Genomic DNA, 18,157 nt, shown 5'->3' on the forward strand with positions numbered 1-18,157 from the left:
TACTGATACCGCTGCTTGCTTACATGCGCTTTACACCTTCGTCAAAGCACGCATTCAAATGCATGCCGTCAAACCCGCTCGATGACGATGGCGATGCCCTGCCCCACGCCGATACACATGGTACACAATGCAAAGCGCCCGCCGCCACGGTGCAGCTGGTTCATCGCCGTTGTCACCAGGCGCGCACCGCTCATGCCCAGCGGGTGGCCCAGCGCGATCGCGCCGCCCCACGGGTTGACGCGCGGGTCGTCCTGCGACAGGCCCAGTTCGCGCAGCACGGCAATGCCCTGCGACGCGAACGCTTCGTTCAGTTCGATGATGTCGAACTGGTCCAGCGTCATGCCCAGGTTGGCCAGCAGCTTCTTCGTGGCCGGCGCGGGGCCGATGCCCATCACGCGGGGCGCCACGCCGGCCGTGGCCATGCCGACGATGCGCGCCTTCGGCACCAGGCCATGCGCGGCGGCGGATTTCTCGTTGGCCAGCAGCAGCGCGCAGGCGCCGTCGTTGACGCCGGACGCGTTGCCCGCGGTGACGGTACCGTCCGGGCGCACCACCCCTTTCAGTTTCGCCAGCGCTTCCAGCGTGGTGGCACGCGGATGCTCGTCGCGGGAGAACACGACCGGCTCGCCCTTCTTGGCGGGGATGGTCACCGCCATGATCTCGGCATCGAAACAGCCCGCTTCCTGCGCCGCCACCACGCGCTGCTGGCTTGCGAGCGCGAAGCGGTCCTGGTCCTCGCGGCTGATGCCGAAGTCCGTGGCGACGTTTTCCGCCGTCTCCGGCATCGAGTCGGTGCCATACAGCTTCTTCATCAGCGGGTTCGGGAAGCGCCAGCCGATCGTGGTGTCGTAGATGGCCGCGTTGCGCGAGAAGGCGCTGTCGGCCTTGCCCATCACGAACGGCGCGCGCGTCATCGATTCCACGCCGCCGGCCAGCATCAGCGCCGTGTCGCCGGAACGGATCGAGCGCGCGGCGAGGCCCACGGCATCCATGCCGGAGCCGCACAGGCGGTTGACGGTGGTGCCGGGCACGCCCTGCGGCAGGCCCGCCAGCAGTGCCGACATGCGCGCCACGTTGCGGTTGTCTTCGCCGGCCTGGTTGGCGCAGCCGTAGATCACGTCGTCGATGGCTTCCCAGTCGACGGTGGGATTGCGGCGCACCAGCTCGGCCAGCGGCAGCGCGCCCAGGTCGTCGGCGCGCAGGTCCTTCAGGGCACCGCCGTAGCGGCCGATCGGGGTGCGGATCGCGTCGCAGATGAAGGCTTCGGTCATTTCGTGTTCTCCGTTGCTGTGCCGGCGAGGCCGGCGATGAGCGGCGCGGCGGTGCGCTGTTGCAGTTCCTCGAAGGTCAGGCCGTCGACCATTTCACGCACGACGAGGCCGTCGGACGTCACGTCGATCACGGCCAGGTCCGTGTAGATCCGGTTGACGCAGCCGATGCCGGTCAGCGGATAGGTGCACTGCTCGACGATCTTGCTTTCGCCGGACTTGGTCTGGTGGTCCGTCATCACGAACACCTGGCGCGCGCCGATGGCGAGATCCATCGCTCCGCCCACGGCGGGGATCGCATCCGGCGCACCGGTATGCCAGTTGGCCAGGTCGCCGGTGGCGGACACCTGGAACGCGCCCAGCACGCAGATATCGAGGTGGCCGCCGCGCATCATCGCGAACGAATCGCCATGGTGGAAGTAGGCGCCGCCCGTCAGCAGCGTGACCGGCTGCTTGCCGGCGTTGATCAGGTCTTCGTCTTCTTCGCCGGGCGCGGGCGCCGGGCCCATGCCCAGCAGGCCGTTTTCGCTGTGCAGGAAGATCTCGCGGTCGGCCGGCAGGTAGTTCGCCACCATCGTCGGCAGGCCGATGCCCAGGTTGACGTAGGCGCCTTCATGGATGTCCTGCGCGACACGTTTCGCCATAGCGTCCCGGCTCATTTTCTGGATGGTCATTGCTTGCCTCCCTGTGCTTCTTCCTGCACCACGCGTTGCACGAAGATGCCCGGGGTGACGATGTGTTCGGGGTCCAGCTCGCCCAGTTCGACGATGCGCGTGACCTGTGCGATGGTGACCTTGGCGGCGGTGGCCATGATCGGGCCGAAGTTGCGCGCCGTCTTCCGGTACACCAGGTTGCCCCAGCGGTCGCCGTGCAGCGCCTTGATCAGCGCGAAGTCGGCGTGGATCGGCGATTCCAGTACGTAGTGCTTGCCGTTGATGGTGCGCGTTTCCTTGCCTTCGGCCAGCAGCGTGCCGTAGCCGGTGGGCGAGAAGAAGCCGCCGATGCCGGCGCCGGCGGCGCGGATACGCTCGGCCAGGTTGCCCTGCGGGGTCAGTTCCAGCTCGATCTCGCCGGCGCGGTACAGCGCGTCGAACACCTGCGAGTCCGCCTGGCGCGGGAACGAGCAGATGATCTTCCTGACCCGCTTCGCCTTCAGCAGCGCGGCCAGGCCGGTCTCGCCGTTGCCGGCATTGTTGTTGACGATGGTGAGATCGCGCGCGCCTTGCTCGATCAGCGCGTCGATCAGCGCGGCGGGCATGCCGGCATTGCCGAAGCCGCCGATCATGACGGTCGCGCCGTCATGGATGCTGGCGACGGCCTGCGCCATCGTCTCGATAGTCTTGTCGATCACGGGTGTTTCCTCCTGCCTTCAATTAGATTCCGAATGTTCGATAATCGAACTATAATCTGTTAATCGAACAGCCTCAGTGTCGCACCGGCGCCGGCGAAGGTCAAGAAAAACCGTCGGCGGCGCGGGCTGTTCCAGTAAAATCCGTCCACTTCGAAAGAGACCGATGACGACAACCACCACCAACAACGCCCCGGCCGAGCGCGAACCGACGATCGCCGAACAGATCGATGCGCTGGCCGATCCCAGCTTCATGACGTCGCTGGCGCGCGGGCTCGCCGTGCTGCAGGCGTTTTCCGATTCGCGCCGCAGCCTGACGATCGCGCAGATCAGCCAGAAGACCGGCATCCCCCGCGCCGCCGTCAGCCGCTGCCTGTACACGCTGAAGCAGCTCGGCTATGCCGATTCGGACGTCAACAATTACTCGCTGCGGCCGAAGGTGCTGACGCTCGGCTATTCCTATCTGTCGTCGACGCCGCTGACCGTGTCCGCCCAGCCCTACCTCAACCAGATCAGCCGCACGCTGAACGAATCGTGCTCGCTGGCGGTGCTGGACGATAACGAGGTGCTGTACGTGGCCCGTTCGGCGACGTCCCGCGTGATGTCCGTGGCGCTCAACACCGGCAGCCGCCTGCCCGCGTACTGCACGTCGCTGGGCCGCGTGATGCTGGCCCAGTTGCCGGAAGCCGAGCTGCAGGCCTACCTCGACAAGGTGCGCCTGAAGCCCCTCACCGAACACACGGTCACCACCCAGAAACAGTTGCGCGCGGTGCTGGCCCAGGTGCGCGAGCAGGGCTTCGCCATCAACAACGAGGAACTCGAAGTGGGCCTGCGCTCCATCGCGGTCCCCGTGCGCGGCGCCTCAGGCATCGTGCATGCCGCCCTGAACGTCGGCGCCCAGGCCGGCCGCGTCAGCGCACGGCAGATGGAAGAGCAGTTCCTGCCCGTGCTGCAGCAGGGCGCGCGGGACCTGGCGGTGCTGCTGCCCTGACGCCATCCAGCTGAGTTCGTGTCACGGTGCCTGGAGGGAGTGATGCCTTGCAAGGCATCACCGCATTGCAGGCAAGGAGCGGGGCTCCTTGAAGGCGCCGCCCTGCATGGCGGCGCCGCTCGGCAGGCGCGAAGCTGTGCTTCACGAATTCCCTGCGTCGCCCCCTGCAATGCCACCCTGACACGTGCTCGGCCATTGCTGGCTAGTTCAGAAGTGGTGCCGCAAGCCGGCCATGAGCCCACGCTGAGGCTTGCCGACGCCGACGCTGCCGCCCGCATCGAGCGCGATGGCGGCGGCGCCGTCGTTGTTCATCAGCCCCAGCGCCCCATACACAGCGGTGCGCGTGGACAGGAAATACGTCAGCCGCGCCACTGCCATGTCGGTATCGTCGCCGCTGTGCTTGACGTTCTTGCGCGCCACCTGCGCATCGACCGTCAGCAGTGGCGTGATGGGGTGGCTCACGCCCAGGTAGGCCAGCGTGGATTCGGTGACGCCGGTGACGGCGTTGGTCTTGCGGTCGATGAGGCCGGCGCCCAGCTTGGTGCCGCCGAACATCCAGTAGCCGTTGACGGTGACGCGCCGGTCGAAGTTGCTGCTGCTGGTCAGCCCGCCGGCCGCGCCGGTGTTCCCGTACAGCTTGTCGAACGAGGCATTGATGCCATACGCCTTGACTTCGTAGCCCAGCAGCGCGGTGACCTGGCGGCAGGCTTTCGAGTCGGCCGGCGATTCGCCCGCGCAGCCGGTGGCGGCGGGGCCGCCGGACGACGACGTGTCGCGCCCGAAGCTGTACGTGGCGCCGGCCACGATGCCGTCGAAGTTGCCCAGGTAGCCGATGGCGTTGTCGCTGCGCGCGTTCGGCAGGTAGGGGTCGATGCTGCCGATGGCGAACAGGTTCGGGCCCAGCACGTCCGCCTTCAGGCCGGCGATATAGGTCATGTTGACCTGGCGGCCCAGGGTCAGCGTGCCCCACTTGCCCTTCAGGCCCACGTTGGCGGCGCGGCCGAACAGGCGGTTGCCCTGCCCCATCGTGCCGGTATCGGGACCGAAGCCGCTTTCCAGCGTGAAGATGGCGGACAGGCCGCCGCCCAGGTCTTCGGTGCCGCGGAAGCCGATGCGCGACGGGAAGGAGCCCGTCAGCGATGCCACCTTCGTCACCGAATCGCCGGCGGCGTTCGTGTTGTCGACATGCGCCACCGCCGTATCGATGATGCCGTAGATCGTGACGTTGCTTTGCGCGTGCGCCGCGCCCGCGGCCAGCAGCGCCAGCGCGCCCGCCATCGCCGTTGCCATTGCGCCGCGCCCGCCCTTGCCCATGCCGGGGGCGCGCGACCGTTCGCCAGTGTTTCGGTTCATGCTGTCTCCTGTGTAGTGTTATGTTTGTTCGTACTGCTCGTTCGATCAGCGAACAATCGATTGCCTATCGAACGCTGAACCGATACTATGACCGTTACCGGCCCTTGTCAAGAATCTCAAGGAACCTGATGATTGGCGCGGTACCCACGACAAAAAAGGAGACAAGCATGAAATTCACGATCGCCGCCGTGCTGGCCGGCGCACACCTGTTCGCCCTGCCAGCGGCCCACGCGCAGGACACCATCAAGGTCGGCGTGATCGCCGCGTTTTCCGGCCCGTTCGCCGACTACGGCAAGCAGATGGAAGGCGGCATCAAGGCCTACATGGCGCAGCACGGCGACACGGTGGCCGGCAAGAAGATCCAGCTGATCCTCAAGGACACCACCGGCCCGTCGCCGGAGATCGCCAAGCGCCTGGCCCAGGAACTGGTGGTGCGCGACAAGGTGGACTTCCTGGCGGGCTTCGGCCTGACACCGGAAGCGCTGGCCGTGGCTCCCATCGCGCAGCAGGCGAAAAAGCCGATGATCATCATGAACGCGGCCACCTCGGCCATCACGACCAAGTCGAACTACATCGCGCGCTTCTCGATGACCCTGCCGCAGATCTCGGCGCCGATGGGCACCTGGGCGGCGAAGAACAAGTTGAACAAGGTGGTGACGCTGGTGGCGGACTACGGCCCCGGCCTCGATGCCGAGGCGGCGTTCAAGAAGACGCTGGAAGGCGCCGGCGGCAAGGTGACCGAATCGATCCGGGTGCCGCTGCGCAATCCGGAGTTCGCGCCGTTCATCCAGCGCATCAAGGATGCCAGGCCGGATGCGATCTTCGTGTTCGTGCCGGCCGGAGAGCAAAGCATCGCTTTCATGAAGGGCTACCGCGAACGGGGGCTGGCCGCCGCCGGCATCAAGGTGATCGCCACCGGCGACCTGACCGACGACCACGTGCTGCCGGCGATGGGCGATGCCACGCTGGGCGTCATCACCACTTTCCACTACTCGGCCGCGCACGACTCCCCCGAGAACAAGGCGTTCCTGAAGAGCTTCGCCGCCACCAACCCGCAGGGCGGCCGGCCGAACTTCATGGCCGTCGCCGCGTACGACGGCATGGCGGCGATCTATGAAGTGTCGCGCAAGCTGAATGGCACGATCGACGGCGACAAGGCGATGGCCGTGCTGAAGACCATCAAGTTGAACAGCCCGCGCGGCCCGATCGCCATCGATCCCGCCACGCGCGACATCGTGCAGACCGTGTACGTGCGCGAAGTGAAGAAGGTGGGGAACGAGGTTTACAACATCGAGTTCGACAAGTTCCCGAATATGAAGGATCCGGGCAAGCAGTAAGTCCGCCCGTAAAAATTGGGGAAATACCCTGATGCCCTTAAGTTAAGGCGACGTGACTATTTGAGTTGGCGTCAGGGTGCCTGGTGTCGGACATTTTTTCCGGGCGCTTCATCCGGAAAATGTGTCGGACCGCTGCGGCGGACCGACCGGCTTTTTGCTCAGGAAATCGGCAACATCATGCGAAAACCAGTATTACGGCATACCCCAGCTTTGCAGTAGCTCAGGCAACAGGCGTCAGCAGCGGCATCCCGCCGAAATGCGCGAGCAGGTTGTCGACGACGAGCTGTCCCATCGCATGCCGCGTTTCCACGGTAAGACTGCCCACGTGCGGCGTCAGCACCACGTTCGGCAGCGCGGTCAGCGCGGCGGGGACCGACGGCTCGTCGGCAAACACGTCCAGCGCGGCGGCGCCCAGCCGGCCGTCGGCCAGCGCGTCGGCCAGCGCCGGTTCGTCGACCAGCGAGCCGCGCGCGATGTTGACCAGGGTGCCCTCCGGCCCCAGCGCGTCCAGCACCGCCGCATCCACGGTGGCCCGCGTGGCCGCGCCGCCCGGGGCACAGACCACCAGGTAATCGCTGTCGCGCGCCAGGTCGAGCAGCGACGCGGCGCGCGGCACCGTCACGCCCTCCTTCACGTTCGGCTGCCAGTAGCGCAGCTGCAGGCCGAATGCCGCCAGCCGCGCGGCGACCGCCTGGCCGATGCGCCCGAAACCATAGATGCCGGCGACCTTGCCGCGCAGCGCGCGCGCCGGCTTGACCGGCATGCCGGCCTGCCACTGGCCGGCGCGAACGTAGCGGTCCAGCGAAGGGATGCGGCGCGCCGCTGCCAGCAACAGCGCCACCGCCAGGTCCGCCACGTCGTCCGTCAGCACGCCGGGCGTGTTCGTCACGCGGATACCACGCGGGCGCAGCGCGGCGAAATCCACCGCATCGACACCGATGCCGTTGACGGCCACGATCTCGAGGCGCGGCAGCTGCGCCGCCAGCGCCGCGCCGATGCCGGCCATGCCGGTGGTGGCCACGCCCCGCACGTTTGGCGCCACGCCGGCGATGAAGGCGGCGCGCCCGTCCGGTGCCACCTGCCACACGTGGTGGCAAACGAAATGCTGTTCCAGCTGCGCCATGACGGACATCGACGGACTGGCCGCCATCACGAGGATTTCCGGTTTCATCTGATTTGCTTCATGAGTGAACGATTAGCCATTCTAGTGGATCGCCAGCAAGGCGTGGCGACCGCTCGGCACGGAAGAGCCCGCCCCTACCTCCGGTCAGTTGCCATTGTTCAATTTCCGGATGACACTTTCTTACAATTTCTTCACATCTTCGACTTAAATGGAAGGCAATATACGCCCCTTGCATATAAGTACTCGACAAGCCAGGACGATGACCTCATCCCTTTCGCCGTGCATCCATCGCCGTTTCGAGCGCCAGGCCGCGCTGGCGCCGCATGCCATCGCACTGCAGGGACCCGACGGCAGCGTCACGTACGCGGACCTGAACGCGGCCGCGAACCGGCTGGCGCGGCACCTGCAGCGGCGCGGCGCGCGTCCCGGCGCGCTGGTGGCACTGTGCCTGGAGCGCGGCGCGGCCCTGGTGACGGCGATGCTGGCGGTGCTGAAGACCGGCGCCGCCTACCTGCCCGTCGACCCGGCTTACCCGGCAGCGCGTATCGCCTTCATGCTGGCCGACGCCGATCCGGCGGTCACCGTGACACGCCAGGATTGCGCCGGCATGCTGTGCCCGCGGGTTGCCGCGCTGTGGCTCGACAGCGCGCCCTGGGCAGCGGAAGACGACGCGAACCTGCCGCGCGACGTCGACGCAGGCAGCCTGGCCTACGTGATTTATACGTCCGGCTCCACCGGGCAGCCGAAGGGGGTGCTGGTCGAACATCGCCAGCTGGCCAGCCATGTCGACGCGTTCGCCGCGCTGGCCGGCCTGTCGCCGCGCGACCGGGTGCTGCAGTTCGCCGCGCCTGCGTTCGACGTGCTGGCCGAGGAAGTCTGGCCCACGCTTCTCCATGGCGCCACGCTGGTGCTGCGCGACCCCGGCCCGGCCGACGCGCTGGCCGCCTTCACGCGGCAGGTCGAGGCGCGCCGCATCACGGTGCTGAACCTGCCGGCCTCGTTCTGGCACCCGTGGTGCGACCACGTGCTGGCCGCCGGCGGCGACGTGCGGCTGCCGGCGCTGCGCCAGCTGGTGGTCGGCAGCGAAGTCGTGCAGCCAGGCAGCGTGCGGGCATGGCAGGCCCGCTTCGGCATGCGGGTGGCCATCGCGAACGCCTACGGGCCCGTCGAAGCGACCGTCACGGCCACGGCGGAACAGTTGCCGATGCTGCCGCCCGGCGCCGCGCGCGTGCCGATCGGGCGGCCCCTGGCCGGTACCACCGTGCGCCTGCTCGATGCCGCCGGCAAGCCGGTGGCGCCGGGCGAACCGGGCGAACTGCATATCGGCGGCGCGCGCCTGGCGCGCGGCTACCTGAACCGGCCTGACCTGACCGCCGAACGCTTCGTGCATGTGGATGGCGAGCGCCTGTACCGCACCGGGGACCTGGCCGCGCAACTGCCGGATGGCAGCCTGGATTTCCTCGGCCGCATCGACGGCCAGCTGAAGGTGCACGGCCAGCGGGTCGAACCGGGCGACGTGGAAGCCTGCCTGGTGCGCCACCCCGGCGTGGGCGCCGCGCTGGTGGTGGCGGATGAAGCGCTGGGCCAGCTGCTGGCCTACGTCACGCCGGCCGATGGCGCGACCGCGCCGGATCCCGCCGAGCTGCAGTCGCTGGCGCGCGCCGCGCTGCCGCCGTACATGGTGCCGGCGGCCTACGTGCGGCTGGCAACCCTGCCACTCACGGCGAACGGCAAGCTCGACCGGAATGCGCTGCCGGCGCCCGATGCCGCGGCCTTCCCGGCACAGGACTACGACGCGCCGCAGGGCGAGGCCGAGCGGGAACTGGCGGCGCTGTGGTGCGCGCTGCTGAAATTGCCCCGCGTGGGCCGGCACGAGGATTTCTTCGCACTGGGGGGCGACGCGCCTACCGCGCTCGGGCTGGTGGAACTGCTGCGCGACCGGGGCCATGCCATCGACATGCGCACCTTCTGCCACCGGCCGACGCTGGCTACCCTGGCCGCGTTGCCTGCCGCTTCCTCGCCATCCCCCGGCCCGCATGCCGCCGCCACCGGCCACGACTTCTTCCGCACCATGCTCGACGGCTGGACCGTGCCGCCCGCCCCGTTCGGCCTCGATGGCGCCGCCGTGCCGGAACTGTCGCGGCGCCACGTCGATCCGGCGCTGGCGCTGCGCCTGCGCGCCGCGGCGCGGCAGCGCGGGCTGATGCCGGCCAGCCTGTTCCACCTGGCGTGGGCATGCGTGCTGGCGCGCGGCACCGGCCAGCGCGATGTCGTGTTCACGACCGCGCTGCCGGCCTGCCACACCGCCACCGGCATCGGCGAGTGCATGCTGCCGCTGCGGGTCATGCTGGATGACACCGGCGCGGCCGATGCGCTGCACCGCATGCACCAGCTTGTCGCCACGCTGGTCGACCACCGCCATGCGCCCCACGCCGCTGCGACCGGCGCGGCGGCCCTGCTCCATTACCGGCATGCCGGTGCCGAGGCGCCGCCGCAACCCGGCTACCCGCTGGCGCTGGCGGTGGACGACCTGGGCGACGGCTTCCGGCTGACCGCGCGATGCGCCGCAAGCGCCGGCCCGGCGCGCATCTGCGACTTCATGCTGTGCGCGCTGGCGGCCCTGGCCGACGCGCTGGAGCACGCACCCGCCACCCCGGTGACGGCACTCGACGTGCTGCCGCCGGCGGAACGCGCGCAACTGCTGCGCTGGGCCGGGACGGTCGACTTCCCGGACCGCGGCTGCCTGCATCGCCAGGTCGAGGCGGCAGCCGCGCGGGCGCCGGGCGCCGTCGCGCTGTCCGGCGACGGTGCCGCCGTCACGTATGCCGCGCTGAACGACGAAGCCAACCGGCTGGCCCACCACCTGCAGGCGCTGGGCGTGGGGCCGGACGTGCCCGTGGCGCTGTGCATGCCGGCGGGCACCGCCCTGGTGGTGGCTGCGCTGGGCGTGCTGAAAGCCGGCGGCGCCTGCGTGCCGATCGATGCCGCGGCCGGTGCCGCGCACACCGGCGCGGTGCTGGCCGATACCCGCGCCACCATCCTGCTGACGGTGCGGGAGGTGCCCGCCCCGGCCAGCATCGCCACCGTGCTGCGGCTGGACGGGCCGGGTCCGTGGCAATCGATGCCGCGCGCCAACCCGGCGTCGGCGGTGGGGCCGGCGCACCTGGCCTGGATCGTCCGTGGCGACGGCGGCGCCAGCGTGGCATTGGAGCACCGTAACCTCACCCGGCTGTTCGATGCCGCGGCGCGCTGGATCGATGCCAGCCCGGCCGATGCCTGGGCAGTGTGCGCGTCGCCGGCCGCCGACCTGTTCCTGTGGGAGCTGTGGGGTGCGCTGGTGTCGGGGGCCCGCGCCGTCATCGTGGCCGCGCGGGAACGCACGCCGGCCGCAATCGCCCGCCTGGTGCGCGACGAACGGGTGACCATCCTGACCCGGGAAGGCCATGCGTTCGACGGCATCGATTCGCCATGGCTGCGCTACGTGATCGTGCGTGGCGAAGCGGCGGCCGGGCCTTCCAGCGCCCCGCACGCGGCGCCGGGCGGCGGGCCGCGGCTGCTGGCGATGCGCGGCAGCGCCGAAACCGGCGTGTACCTGACATGCCGCGCATCCGGTCCGGCTGGCGCGGCGCAGGCGGCGGGCACGATCGGGCAGCCGCTGCCGGACATGGCCGCCTACGTGCTCGATGCTCACGGCGAGCCCGCACCGCTCGGCGTCATGGGGGAATTGCACGCGGGCGGCGCCGGGCTGGCACGAGGCTACCTGCACCGCCCCGACCTGACGGCCGCACGCTTCGCCACGCACCCGCTGGTACCGGGCGGGCGCCTGTTCCGAACCGGCCAGGCGGCTCGCTGGACAGCCAGCGGCATGCTCGACGACGACGGCCCGGCAGCCGGGCGGCTTGCGATGGATGAACCAGCCGGGGCGGCGGAATATACGGCAGCGCATGAAACGGCGGCAGCCTCGAGGGCCGGAACAGCGCTTGTCACGGCACCGGCACGATCGGCATCATCGGCACCATCGGCACCATCGACGGCCCCGCCGAAGGCCCCGGATTTGCCACCGTCGCCGGCAAGCGCCGCCATTCCAGCTCCGCGGCAGCGCGCGGCCCACGACCTGTCGCTCAATGCGGGGCGCCACGCCGGCCCCCGTGCGCAGGCTTGCTGGCCGGCGCTGCCCAACTAGCGGGAAGCCGGCAAGGCTGTACACGGACGAGCCTCTACGCCGGCAAGCCCGAACGCTGGCAAGCCAGTGGACCGGCAAGCCTTTGCTACCCTGCACCGCTGGTATCATCGCGGCATGAGACACGACAGCCGCCTTTCCCGCATGCTCCATGTGCTGATCCATATGGATAGCCTGGACGCCCCCGCCACCTCCGACACGATCGCCGCCATGCTGAACACCAATCCCGTCGTGGTGCGCCGCACGATGGCCGGCTTGCGAGAGCAAGGCTATGTGCAGTCGGGCAAGGGCCATGGCGGCGGATGGGTGCTGGCCCGGCCGCTGCACGCCATCACGTTGCGCGACATCCACCATGCATTGGGCGACCCGCCGGTGTTCGCCCTGGGCACCACGGACGAACATGCCGATTGCCTCATCGAGCGTGCCGTCAACGCCACCCTGGGCGACGCGATGCGCGCCGCCGAAGCGCTGCTGCTGGAACGTTTCGGCCAGGTGACGCTGGCGGACCTGGCCGCCAACGCCTGCGGGCGCTGACCTGTGTCGAAAAATTTTACAGCGATTTCAGCCCATCCATTTTATTGATGAGCAGGGATCGCGCTACCGGCCGTCGGACCGGTCGCAGGGCTGGGCTGAACAGCTGTCGACAAACTTTACAGTGCAGCCAATCCTTCAATTTCCTTAATGAATTTATAAGAAATCGTCTTACGTAAAATCAAAGGTTTAGTTTGCTGCGGCTGAGCGAAGGCATGAACTTTGCATAAGCTTATACAAAAAATAAAAAAATGTTCGTAGTTAAACTAATCAACTTGGAGCCATACGTGAGCAAAATGAAAACTACACTGCTGGGATTGGCAGTAGCAATTTCGTCGATCGGTGCCGCATCCGCCGCACCGCAAACCGTCGGTGGCGTAACCTGGGATCCCGACTACGGCATCGACTTCTCGTCGTCGTCGGTGCAGATGCACCAGATCTTCGAGGAAGATGGCACGGCCCGCGGCTATGGCATCATCTCGACGATGAACGGCACCGGCCAGGCCCAGTTCTGCCCCAACTGCGAACTGACGATCGTCTTCGGCGGCTATACGCCCGTGTCGATGGATGGCGCGATCACCAAGTACACCGGTGGCTTCGTCAACATCTTCATGAACGACGGCCCGTCGACGATCAACCCGTACGATCCGCTGACCATGAACGACGGCAACGTCGGCCTGGGCACCCTGTGGCTGTCCCTGGAAGGCCACGAGTACAACGGCGCCACGCTGCAAGGCACGCTGAATTCGCAAATGCCGCCGAACCTGAGCGGCCTGGGCCAGCTGGACGTGGTGGGCGGCGTCGCTGCGCAATACTTCGACACCAACGCGCAGATCGACGGCGCCGACATGTCGTTCTCGACCAGCTTCACGCAGCCGTATCCTGGCGACATGAACCACGTCGTCGGCACTGGCAACTTCTACGGCCTGACCTCGCCGGTTCCGGAACCAAGCACGTACCTGATGATGGGCGCCGGCATGCTGACGCTGGCGGCACTGCGCCGCCGCAAGCAGCGTTGATGGACCGGCCGCCGGCGCCTGCCGGCGGCTGTTCCGGCCGCGCTGTCGGAAATCTTTACACTGAGCCGGGCTTTGCCCGGCTTTTTTTATGAAGGCGCTGTGCGCGCTAATTGGGGCAACTTCCCGCCGGAATCACTGTCTGACCTTCTGTTGAGTTACTTCATGTATATCAGGAGGCGACATGGGCACGGCGGAGGTTGGAGTACTGATCGAAGCGTTGATGCAGCAACAGCTTTCAGAAGATCAGGTCACGTTGCTGCAGGGTTTTCTGGCCAGCGTCGAGCAGCCAGGCCAGTGCCATCGACTGATCGAGGAAGCCGCCGGGAGGCCGCCATGTCCCTATTGCGGATGCCAGCGTTCCCACCGTTGCGGACAGGCCAGTGGCTTGCAGCGATATCGCTGCGTGCTGTGCCGGCGCAGCTTCAACGCCTTGACCGGCACACCCCTTGCCCGTCTGCGCCTGCGCGACAAATGGCTGCATTATCTTCAGTGCCTGATCGAGTCGATCCCCGTACGCTCGGCGGCTAGCCGCGTCGCGGTGGCCAAGTCGACCAGCTTTCGATGGCGCCACCGTTTCATCGCCGCCTTGCTCCGGGCGCCCCGTCCGCAGCTATCAGGCATCGTCGAGGCCGATGAAACTTATTTGTTGGAATCACAAAAGGGCTCGCGCCACCTGGACCGTCCGCCCCGCAAACGCGGCGGCAAGGCCAGCCGGCGCGGCATCAGCAGCGAGCTGGACTGCATCCTCGTGGCGCGTGACCGCAACCGGCAAACGTGTGACTTCGTCACGGGCCGCGGCCCGGTCAGCGCCGGCCAGTTGATGAAGCACTTGAAGCCTGTGCTGGCGCCAGATGTGCTGCTCGTGACCGATGCCGCCAAGGCCTACTGTGCTTTCGCGAAGCAGGCCGGCATCACGCACGAAGCGATCAATGTGCGTGCCGGCATTCGTGCGCGCGGCGCACTGCATATCCAGGGTGTCAACGGATGGCATAGCCGCTTCAAGACCTGGCTGCGGCGGTTCAACGGCGTGGCGAGCCGCTACCTGGCCAATTACACCGGCTGGCTGCGTGTGCTCGATGCCGCCGAGCTGACGACACCGCGGCAATGGTTGCGCATTGCCGTGGCACCAGCTTAGGGTCGTCGGCTCATTGTCGCGCTCGGCATGCAAAAAAGTTCCGTGACCACCGGCAAGGCTATTCAACGCGAACAGCGCCTTTATGAAGGCGCCTGGCGCTTCCGACCGGCTTGCTTTCCTATCGCGCCGCGGCAGCCCGGATGAACTGCACCGTCAAGTCCGGCTGGGCAATGGGCAGCATGTGTCCGCCCTCGACCACTTCCAGCACCGCATGCGGCACCTTGCAGGCCAGCGCCTCGCCATGTTCACGCCACGGCAGGATGCGGTCATCGCGCCCGAACAGCACCGCCACCGGCATGCGCAATTCGCCGTAGCGGCTGCTGTAGGCGGGCAATTGCCCGGCCAGCGCCTGCATGTCCTCCGCCGCCGCCAGGAACTGGCCCGGCCGCAGGCCCAGCAGGCCGCCGCCCCGTGTCGAGAAATCATGCGGCACCGGATCCGGACCGAACAACTGTTCCAGCACCGCGCCGCCCCGCGCGATGGCGCCCGGCGTGGCCACCGTCCACGCGGCCAGCCGGCGCAGCAGCGGCGAACGCATGGCCAGCACGCGAAACGCCGGCGGCGTGTCGTCGGGCAGGTGCGTGAGCGGCGCCAGCAGCGACAGGCCGGCCACCCGTTCCGGGTAATCCAGCGCCAGCGCCAGCGCCACGGCACCGCCAAACGAGTGCCCGACGACGAGCGGATACTCCAGTTCCATCCGGTCGATCAGCTCGGCGAGCGCGGCGGCCTGTTCGCGCAGGCCGGCCGCGGTGCCGGGCCTTCTCCTCGAATAGCCGGAACCGGGCCGGTCGACCGTGATCACGCGGTGATGGTGCGACAGCTGCCGGGCCACTTCGTAGGTGAAGTGCGCCATGTGCCCGCCCAGCCCGTGGATCATCAGCAGTGCCGGCCCCTCGCCCTGTTCGCGCACGTGCAGCCGGGCGCCGGCCACGTCGATGAAGATGCCCTCCGGCGGGAGCGCCGCCTCGACCTTGCGCTCGACCTGCCGCGTGAACAGCGCCAGCCCGCCGGCCAGCGCGGGCACGGCAAGGCCGGCGGTGGCCACGATCATCGCGAGCGAGGGCATCAGCGCGGCACCTTGCCCGAGGCCAGGCCAGGTGCGCCGGCGGCGCCGGTCACCGCGGCGTCTTGTCCCGATACTTTCATGTGTAGTTTTCCAGTACGCCGCAGCGCAGTGCCGCCGCGGTGACGCTGGCAGGCTTTGATTTATTATCGATGGGTCAACTCCGATACTTTAGCTAATCGGAATAATGAAAGCAAATGCGGAAAATGTCGCAGCAGCGGCGCGCTGCAGCGCAACATGAAAGTTCCCATGCACGTCGGATGCCGCCGCGTGGGAGCCTGACGGATGCTGGAAGACCGGAAGAGCCAGTCGGGGACCCGGGAGGGGTGGGAAGCGTAGAGGGGGAGGCCGGGGTTGCACGGCCCCCCGGCCAGGGAACAGGGAGGCGCTACGCGCCGCGCAACTTGAACACGGCCACCGATTCGTCGAGCTGGCGCGCCTGGTGGCGCAGCGACTCGGCGGCGGCGGCGGCCTGTTCGACCAGTGCCGCGTTTTGCTGGGTGGTGCTGTCGATGTGGGCGATCGCCTCGTCCACCTGCTCGATGCCCTGCTGCTGCTCGCCGCTTGCCAGCGATATCTGCTGCACCACGGCCGCTACCTGCTGCACGCTGTCCAGCACTTCGCGCATGGTGGAACCGGCGCGGTCGACCAGCGCCCGGCCCGCCGCCACTTCCGACACGGAGGCGGTGATGAGCTCGCGGATCTCCTTGGCGGCCACCGACGAGCGCTGTGCCAGACTGCGCACTTCGCTGGCGACGACCGCGAAGCCGCGGCCCTGCTCGCCCGCACGTGCCGCCTCCACCGCGGCATTGAGCGCCAGGATATTGGTCTGGAAGGCAATGCTGTCGATGACGCCGATGATGTCGGCGATCTGCGCCGACGTGCCATCGATCCTGCCCATCGTGCGCACCACTTCGGCCACCGTGGCGCTGCTGCGGGCGGACACGTCGGTGGCCTTGCCGGCCAGGCCGGCGGCCGCATCGGCATTGTCGCGATTTTGCCGCACGGTGCCGGTCAGTTCGCTCATCGACGCGGCGGTTTCCTCCAGCGCGCCGGCCTGCGCCTCGGTGCGGGCGGACAGGTCGGCATTGCCGGCGGCGATCTCGGCCGATGCCACGGCGATGGACTGGGTGCCGCTGCGCACCTGGGCCACGATGCGCGACAGGTTTCCGCTCATCGTGCCCAGCGCACGCAACAGGTCGCCGATTTCGTCGCCGCGGGTACTCTGCACGTCGGTGCGCAAGTCGCCGGCGGCCACGTCCCTGGCGATGCCGAGGGCGTGCGACAGCGGCCTGGTAATGCCGCGCACCAGCATCAGCACAATCAGCGCGCCGATCGCCACGGTGGCCACCAGCAGCACCAGCAGCGTCGTCACGGAATTGCGGTACACCTCGTCATTGCGCGCCGCCACGGCCGCCACGCGGCTTGCCGCGTCCTTGCGGATCGTGTCGACGATGGCATCGATATGTTCGGTGGCACCGCGGTCCATGCCGCGTACCAGCGCATCGACCTGTTGCGCGCCGGCCGGATCGGCACCGTCGAAGCGGCCCAGCGCATCGAGGTATCGCTTGCCCAGTTCGCCATGCAGCCGCAGGGCTTCATCGACCGCCGTGGTCTCCATCCCCAGCGTGCCGAGCGTGCCTTTCAGTTCTGTCAACTTGGCCGCGGTGGCGGCGCCACTGGCGGTGAAGGCGCGCGTGTACTTGTCCCGCTGGGCCGGATCGCGGCCGCGCAACAGGATGTTCTTCCATTCCTGCACCTGGATCTTGAAGTCGACCTGCGCCGAGCGGGCGCCATCGACCGCACGCATCAGGCCGCCGGCCTCGGCGAAACCGGCGGCATTCCGGGTGTTCATGTCGCCCAGGGCGCGCCAGCCGGTGAGCCCGACCGCAAGCAGGGTCAGCAGGAAGAAGACGGCAAGCAGGGCCAGGCGAACGCCTATTTTCAGGTCAGCGAATTTCATGGTGTGGGAGCCAGGGAAGGATAAGCGACCGGGGAAGTCGCAAGAAGCAGTCTCAAGAGGGAGTCTCAAGAACGAGCGGGTTGACGAAGTGTCGACGAGCTGGTGACGAACTGTTGACGAAGTTTTGACGAAGTTTTGACGGGGGTTGCGGCAGTTGTAAAAATGATGCCGCACGTCAACATCATAGCACACAAGCGGGTGATTTCCCAGCATGGGCGCGGTCGTGCATCGCATGCGTGGCAGCCCGTGTACACTGATGTTTTTCAGACCATGTCACCGATGTCCATCTTTTCCAAAGCCGCGATCAAGCACGAGGCGGACGTGGCCGCCGCCCAGCAGGCCGAGCAGGAACAGGCTGCGCGCCAGGCCCGGCTCGACTTTCGCGAACAATATCGCAACACGCTCGAGAACGTGATCCGCCCTCAGCTTGCCGCGATGCGCAAGCAGATGTACGAGCACGACTACGATGGCAAGATCGAGGAAGGTAACGACGGCTGGAACGATTTCGTGCGCCTCACCTTCGTGCCCGACAAGAACCGCCTGGCCGCGCACGCGGGGCGCGATGCCTGCACGCTGACCTTCACCGCGCTGGAAAGCACCTGCCTGCTGGAATGGGAAAGTGCCTTCGACCGGCACGCCCGCGATGGCTCCGGCAAGGAAGGCGGCACGATTCCCTGCGCCCAGCTGACCGCCGAGCGCCTGGAGCAGATGCTGGCCACGTTCTTCGACAAGGCCTTCGAGGCACGGCGGCTGCGCCGCCTGAGCTGACCTGGCCTTCTGCCGCCTGGTCAGGCCCGCCCTGCCCTGCCCTGCCTCGTCTTTTCTTTTCCTGTCCTGTCCTGTCCT

14 protein-coding genes are annotated in these 18,157 nt (G+C 67.8%); 7 read left to right on the plus strand and 7 right to left on the minus strand.

Annotated elements, in window-relative coordinates:
* Window positions 1-68 precede the first annotated feature (68 nt).
* The 3 genes from pcaF to EYF70_RS16075 are packed head-to-tail and all read right to left on the minus strand — an operon-like array spanning window position 69 to window position 2,595.
* Window positions 69-1,271 carry a 3-oxoadipyl-CoA thiolase gene (gene pcaF, locus EYF70_RS16065; protein ID WP_131146314.1) on the minus strand — a complete coding sequence of 401 codons (1,203 nt, stop codon included), beginning with the start codon at window positions 1,269-1,271 and terminating at the stop codon, window positions 69-71.
* Window positions 1,268-1,942 (minus strand): CoA transferase subunit B, encoded by a 675-nt coding sequence (locus EYF70_RS16070; protein ID WP_165497687.1) that lies wholly within the window; start codon window positions 1,940-1,942, stop codon window positions 1,268-1,270. The genes pcaF and EYF70_RS16070 overlap by 4 nt, the downstream gene beginning before the upstream one ends.
* Entirely contained in the window at window positions 1,939-2,595 is a 657-nt protein-coding gene (locus EYF70_RS16075) for a 3-oxoacid CoA-transferase subunit A (protein WP_174800452.1), read from the minus strand. The genes EYF70_RS16070 and EYF70_RS16075 overlap by 4 nt, the downstream gene beginning before the upstream one ends.
* Before the next feature lie 187 nt (window positions 2,596-2,782).
* On the opposite strand from EYF70_RS16075, the gene EYF70_RS16080 reads away from it, so the two are divergent.
* Window positions 2,783-3,607 (plus strand): IclR family transcriptional regulator domain-containing protein, encoded by an 825-nt coding sequence (locus EYF70_RS16080; protein ID WP_131146316.1) that lies wholly within the window; start codon window positions 2,783-2,785, stop codon window positions 3,605-3,607.
* A 207-nt stretch (window positions 3,608-3,814) separates the two neighbouring features.
* On the opposite strand, the gene EYF70_RS16085 is transcribed toward EYF70_RS16080, so the two are convergent.
* Entirely contained in the window at window positions 3,815-4,897 is a 1,083-nt protein-coding gene (locus EYF70_RS16085; RefSeq protein WP_131149136.1) for a porin, read from the minus strand.
* A gap of 230 nt (window positions 4,898-5,127) precedes the next feature.
* Between EYF70_RS16085 and EYF70_RS16090 the strand changes: the two genes are divergently transcribed.
* Window positions 5,128-6,297: an ABC transporter substrate-binding protein gene (locus tag EYF70_RS16090; protein WP_131146317.1), complete on the plus strand. Its 1,170-nt coding sequence runs from the start codon at window positions 5,128-5,130 to the stop codon at window positions 6,295-6,297.
* 220 nt (window positions 6,298-6,517) lie between these two features.
* Here EYF70_RS16090 and EYF70_RS16095 read toward each other — a convergent pair whose 3' ends face one another.
* Window positions 6,518-7,468, minus strand: coding sequence for a 2-hydroxyacid dehydrogenase (locus EYF70_RS16095; protein ID WP_131146318.1), 951 nt, complete (start codon window positions 7,466-7,468; stop codon window positions 6,518-6,520).
* Window positions 7,469-7,679: 211 nt separating this feature from the next.
* On the opposite strand from EYF70_RS16095, the gene EYF70_RS16100 reads away from it, so the two are divergent.
* The 4 genes from EYF70_RS16100 to EYF70_RS16115 all read left to right on the plus strand — a co-directional run bounded on the left by EYF70_RS16100 (window position 7,680) and on the right by EYF70_RS16115 (window position 14,285).
* Entirely contained in the window at window positions 7,680-11,603 is a 3,924-nt protein-coding gene (locus EYF70_RS16100; RefSeq protein ID WP_165497688.1) for a non-ribosomal peptide synthetase, read from the plus strand.
* 114 nt (window positions 11,604-11,717) lie between these two features.
* Complete coding sequence (locus EYF70_RS16105) at window positions 11,718-12,134, plus strand: Rrf2 family transcriptional regulator (RefSeq protein WP_131146320.1); 417 nt, start codon at window positions 11,718-11,720, stop codon at window positions 12,132-12,134.
* A 293-nt stretch (window positions 12,135-12,427) separates the two neighbouring features.
* A complete protein-coding gene (locus EYF70_RS16110; protein WP_165497689.1) occupies window positions 12,428-13,150 on the plus strand; it encodes a PEP-CTERM sorting domain-containing protein in 723 nt (240 codons plus the stop codon).
* 181 nt (window positions 13,151-13,331) lie between these two features.
* The gene (locus tag EYF70_RS16115) at window positions 13,332-14,285 is read left to right on the plus strand and encodes an IS1595 family transposase (RefSeq protein WP_307722055.1); all 954 of its coding nucleotides are present in this window, start codon (window positions 13,332-13,334) and stop codon (window positions 14,283-14,285) included.
* Between the two features lie 118 nt (window positions 14,286-14,403).
* On the opposite strand, the gene EYF70_RS16120 is transcribed toward EYF70_RS16115, so the two are convergent.
* Window positions 14,404-15,351 carry an alpha/beta fold hydrolase gene (locus tag EYF70_RS16120; protein ID WP_131146322.1) on the minus strand — a complete coding sequence of 316 codons (948 nt, stop codon included), beginning with the start codon at window positions 15,349-15,351 and terminating at the stop codon, window positions 14,404-14,406.
* 385 nt (window positions 15,352-15,736) lie between these two features.
* Window positions 15,737-17,311 (minus strand): methyl-accepting chemotaxis protein, encoded by a 1,575-nt coding sequence (locus EYF70_RS16125; protein WP_131146323.1) that lies wholly within the window; start codon window positions 17,309-17,311, stop codon window positions 15,737-15,739.
* A gap of 279 nt (window positions 17,312-17,590) precedes the next feature.
* On the opposite strand from EYF70_RS16125, the gene EYF70_RS16130 reads away from it, so the two are divergent.
* On the plus strand, window positions 17,591-18,079 hold the full coding sequence (locus tag EYF70_RS16130) for a hypothetical protein (protein WP_131146324.1): 489 nt from the start codon (window positions 17,591-17,593) through the stop codon (window positions 18,077-18,079).
* Window positions 18,080-18,157: the final 78 nt, after the last annotated feature.

Source organism: Pseudoduganella albidiflava (genome assembly GCF_004322755.1).
Classification (GTDB): domain Bacteria; phylum Pseudomonadota; class Gammaproteobacteria; order Burkholderiales; family Burkholderiaceae_D; genus Rugamonas; species Rugamonas albidiflava.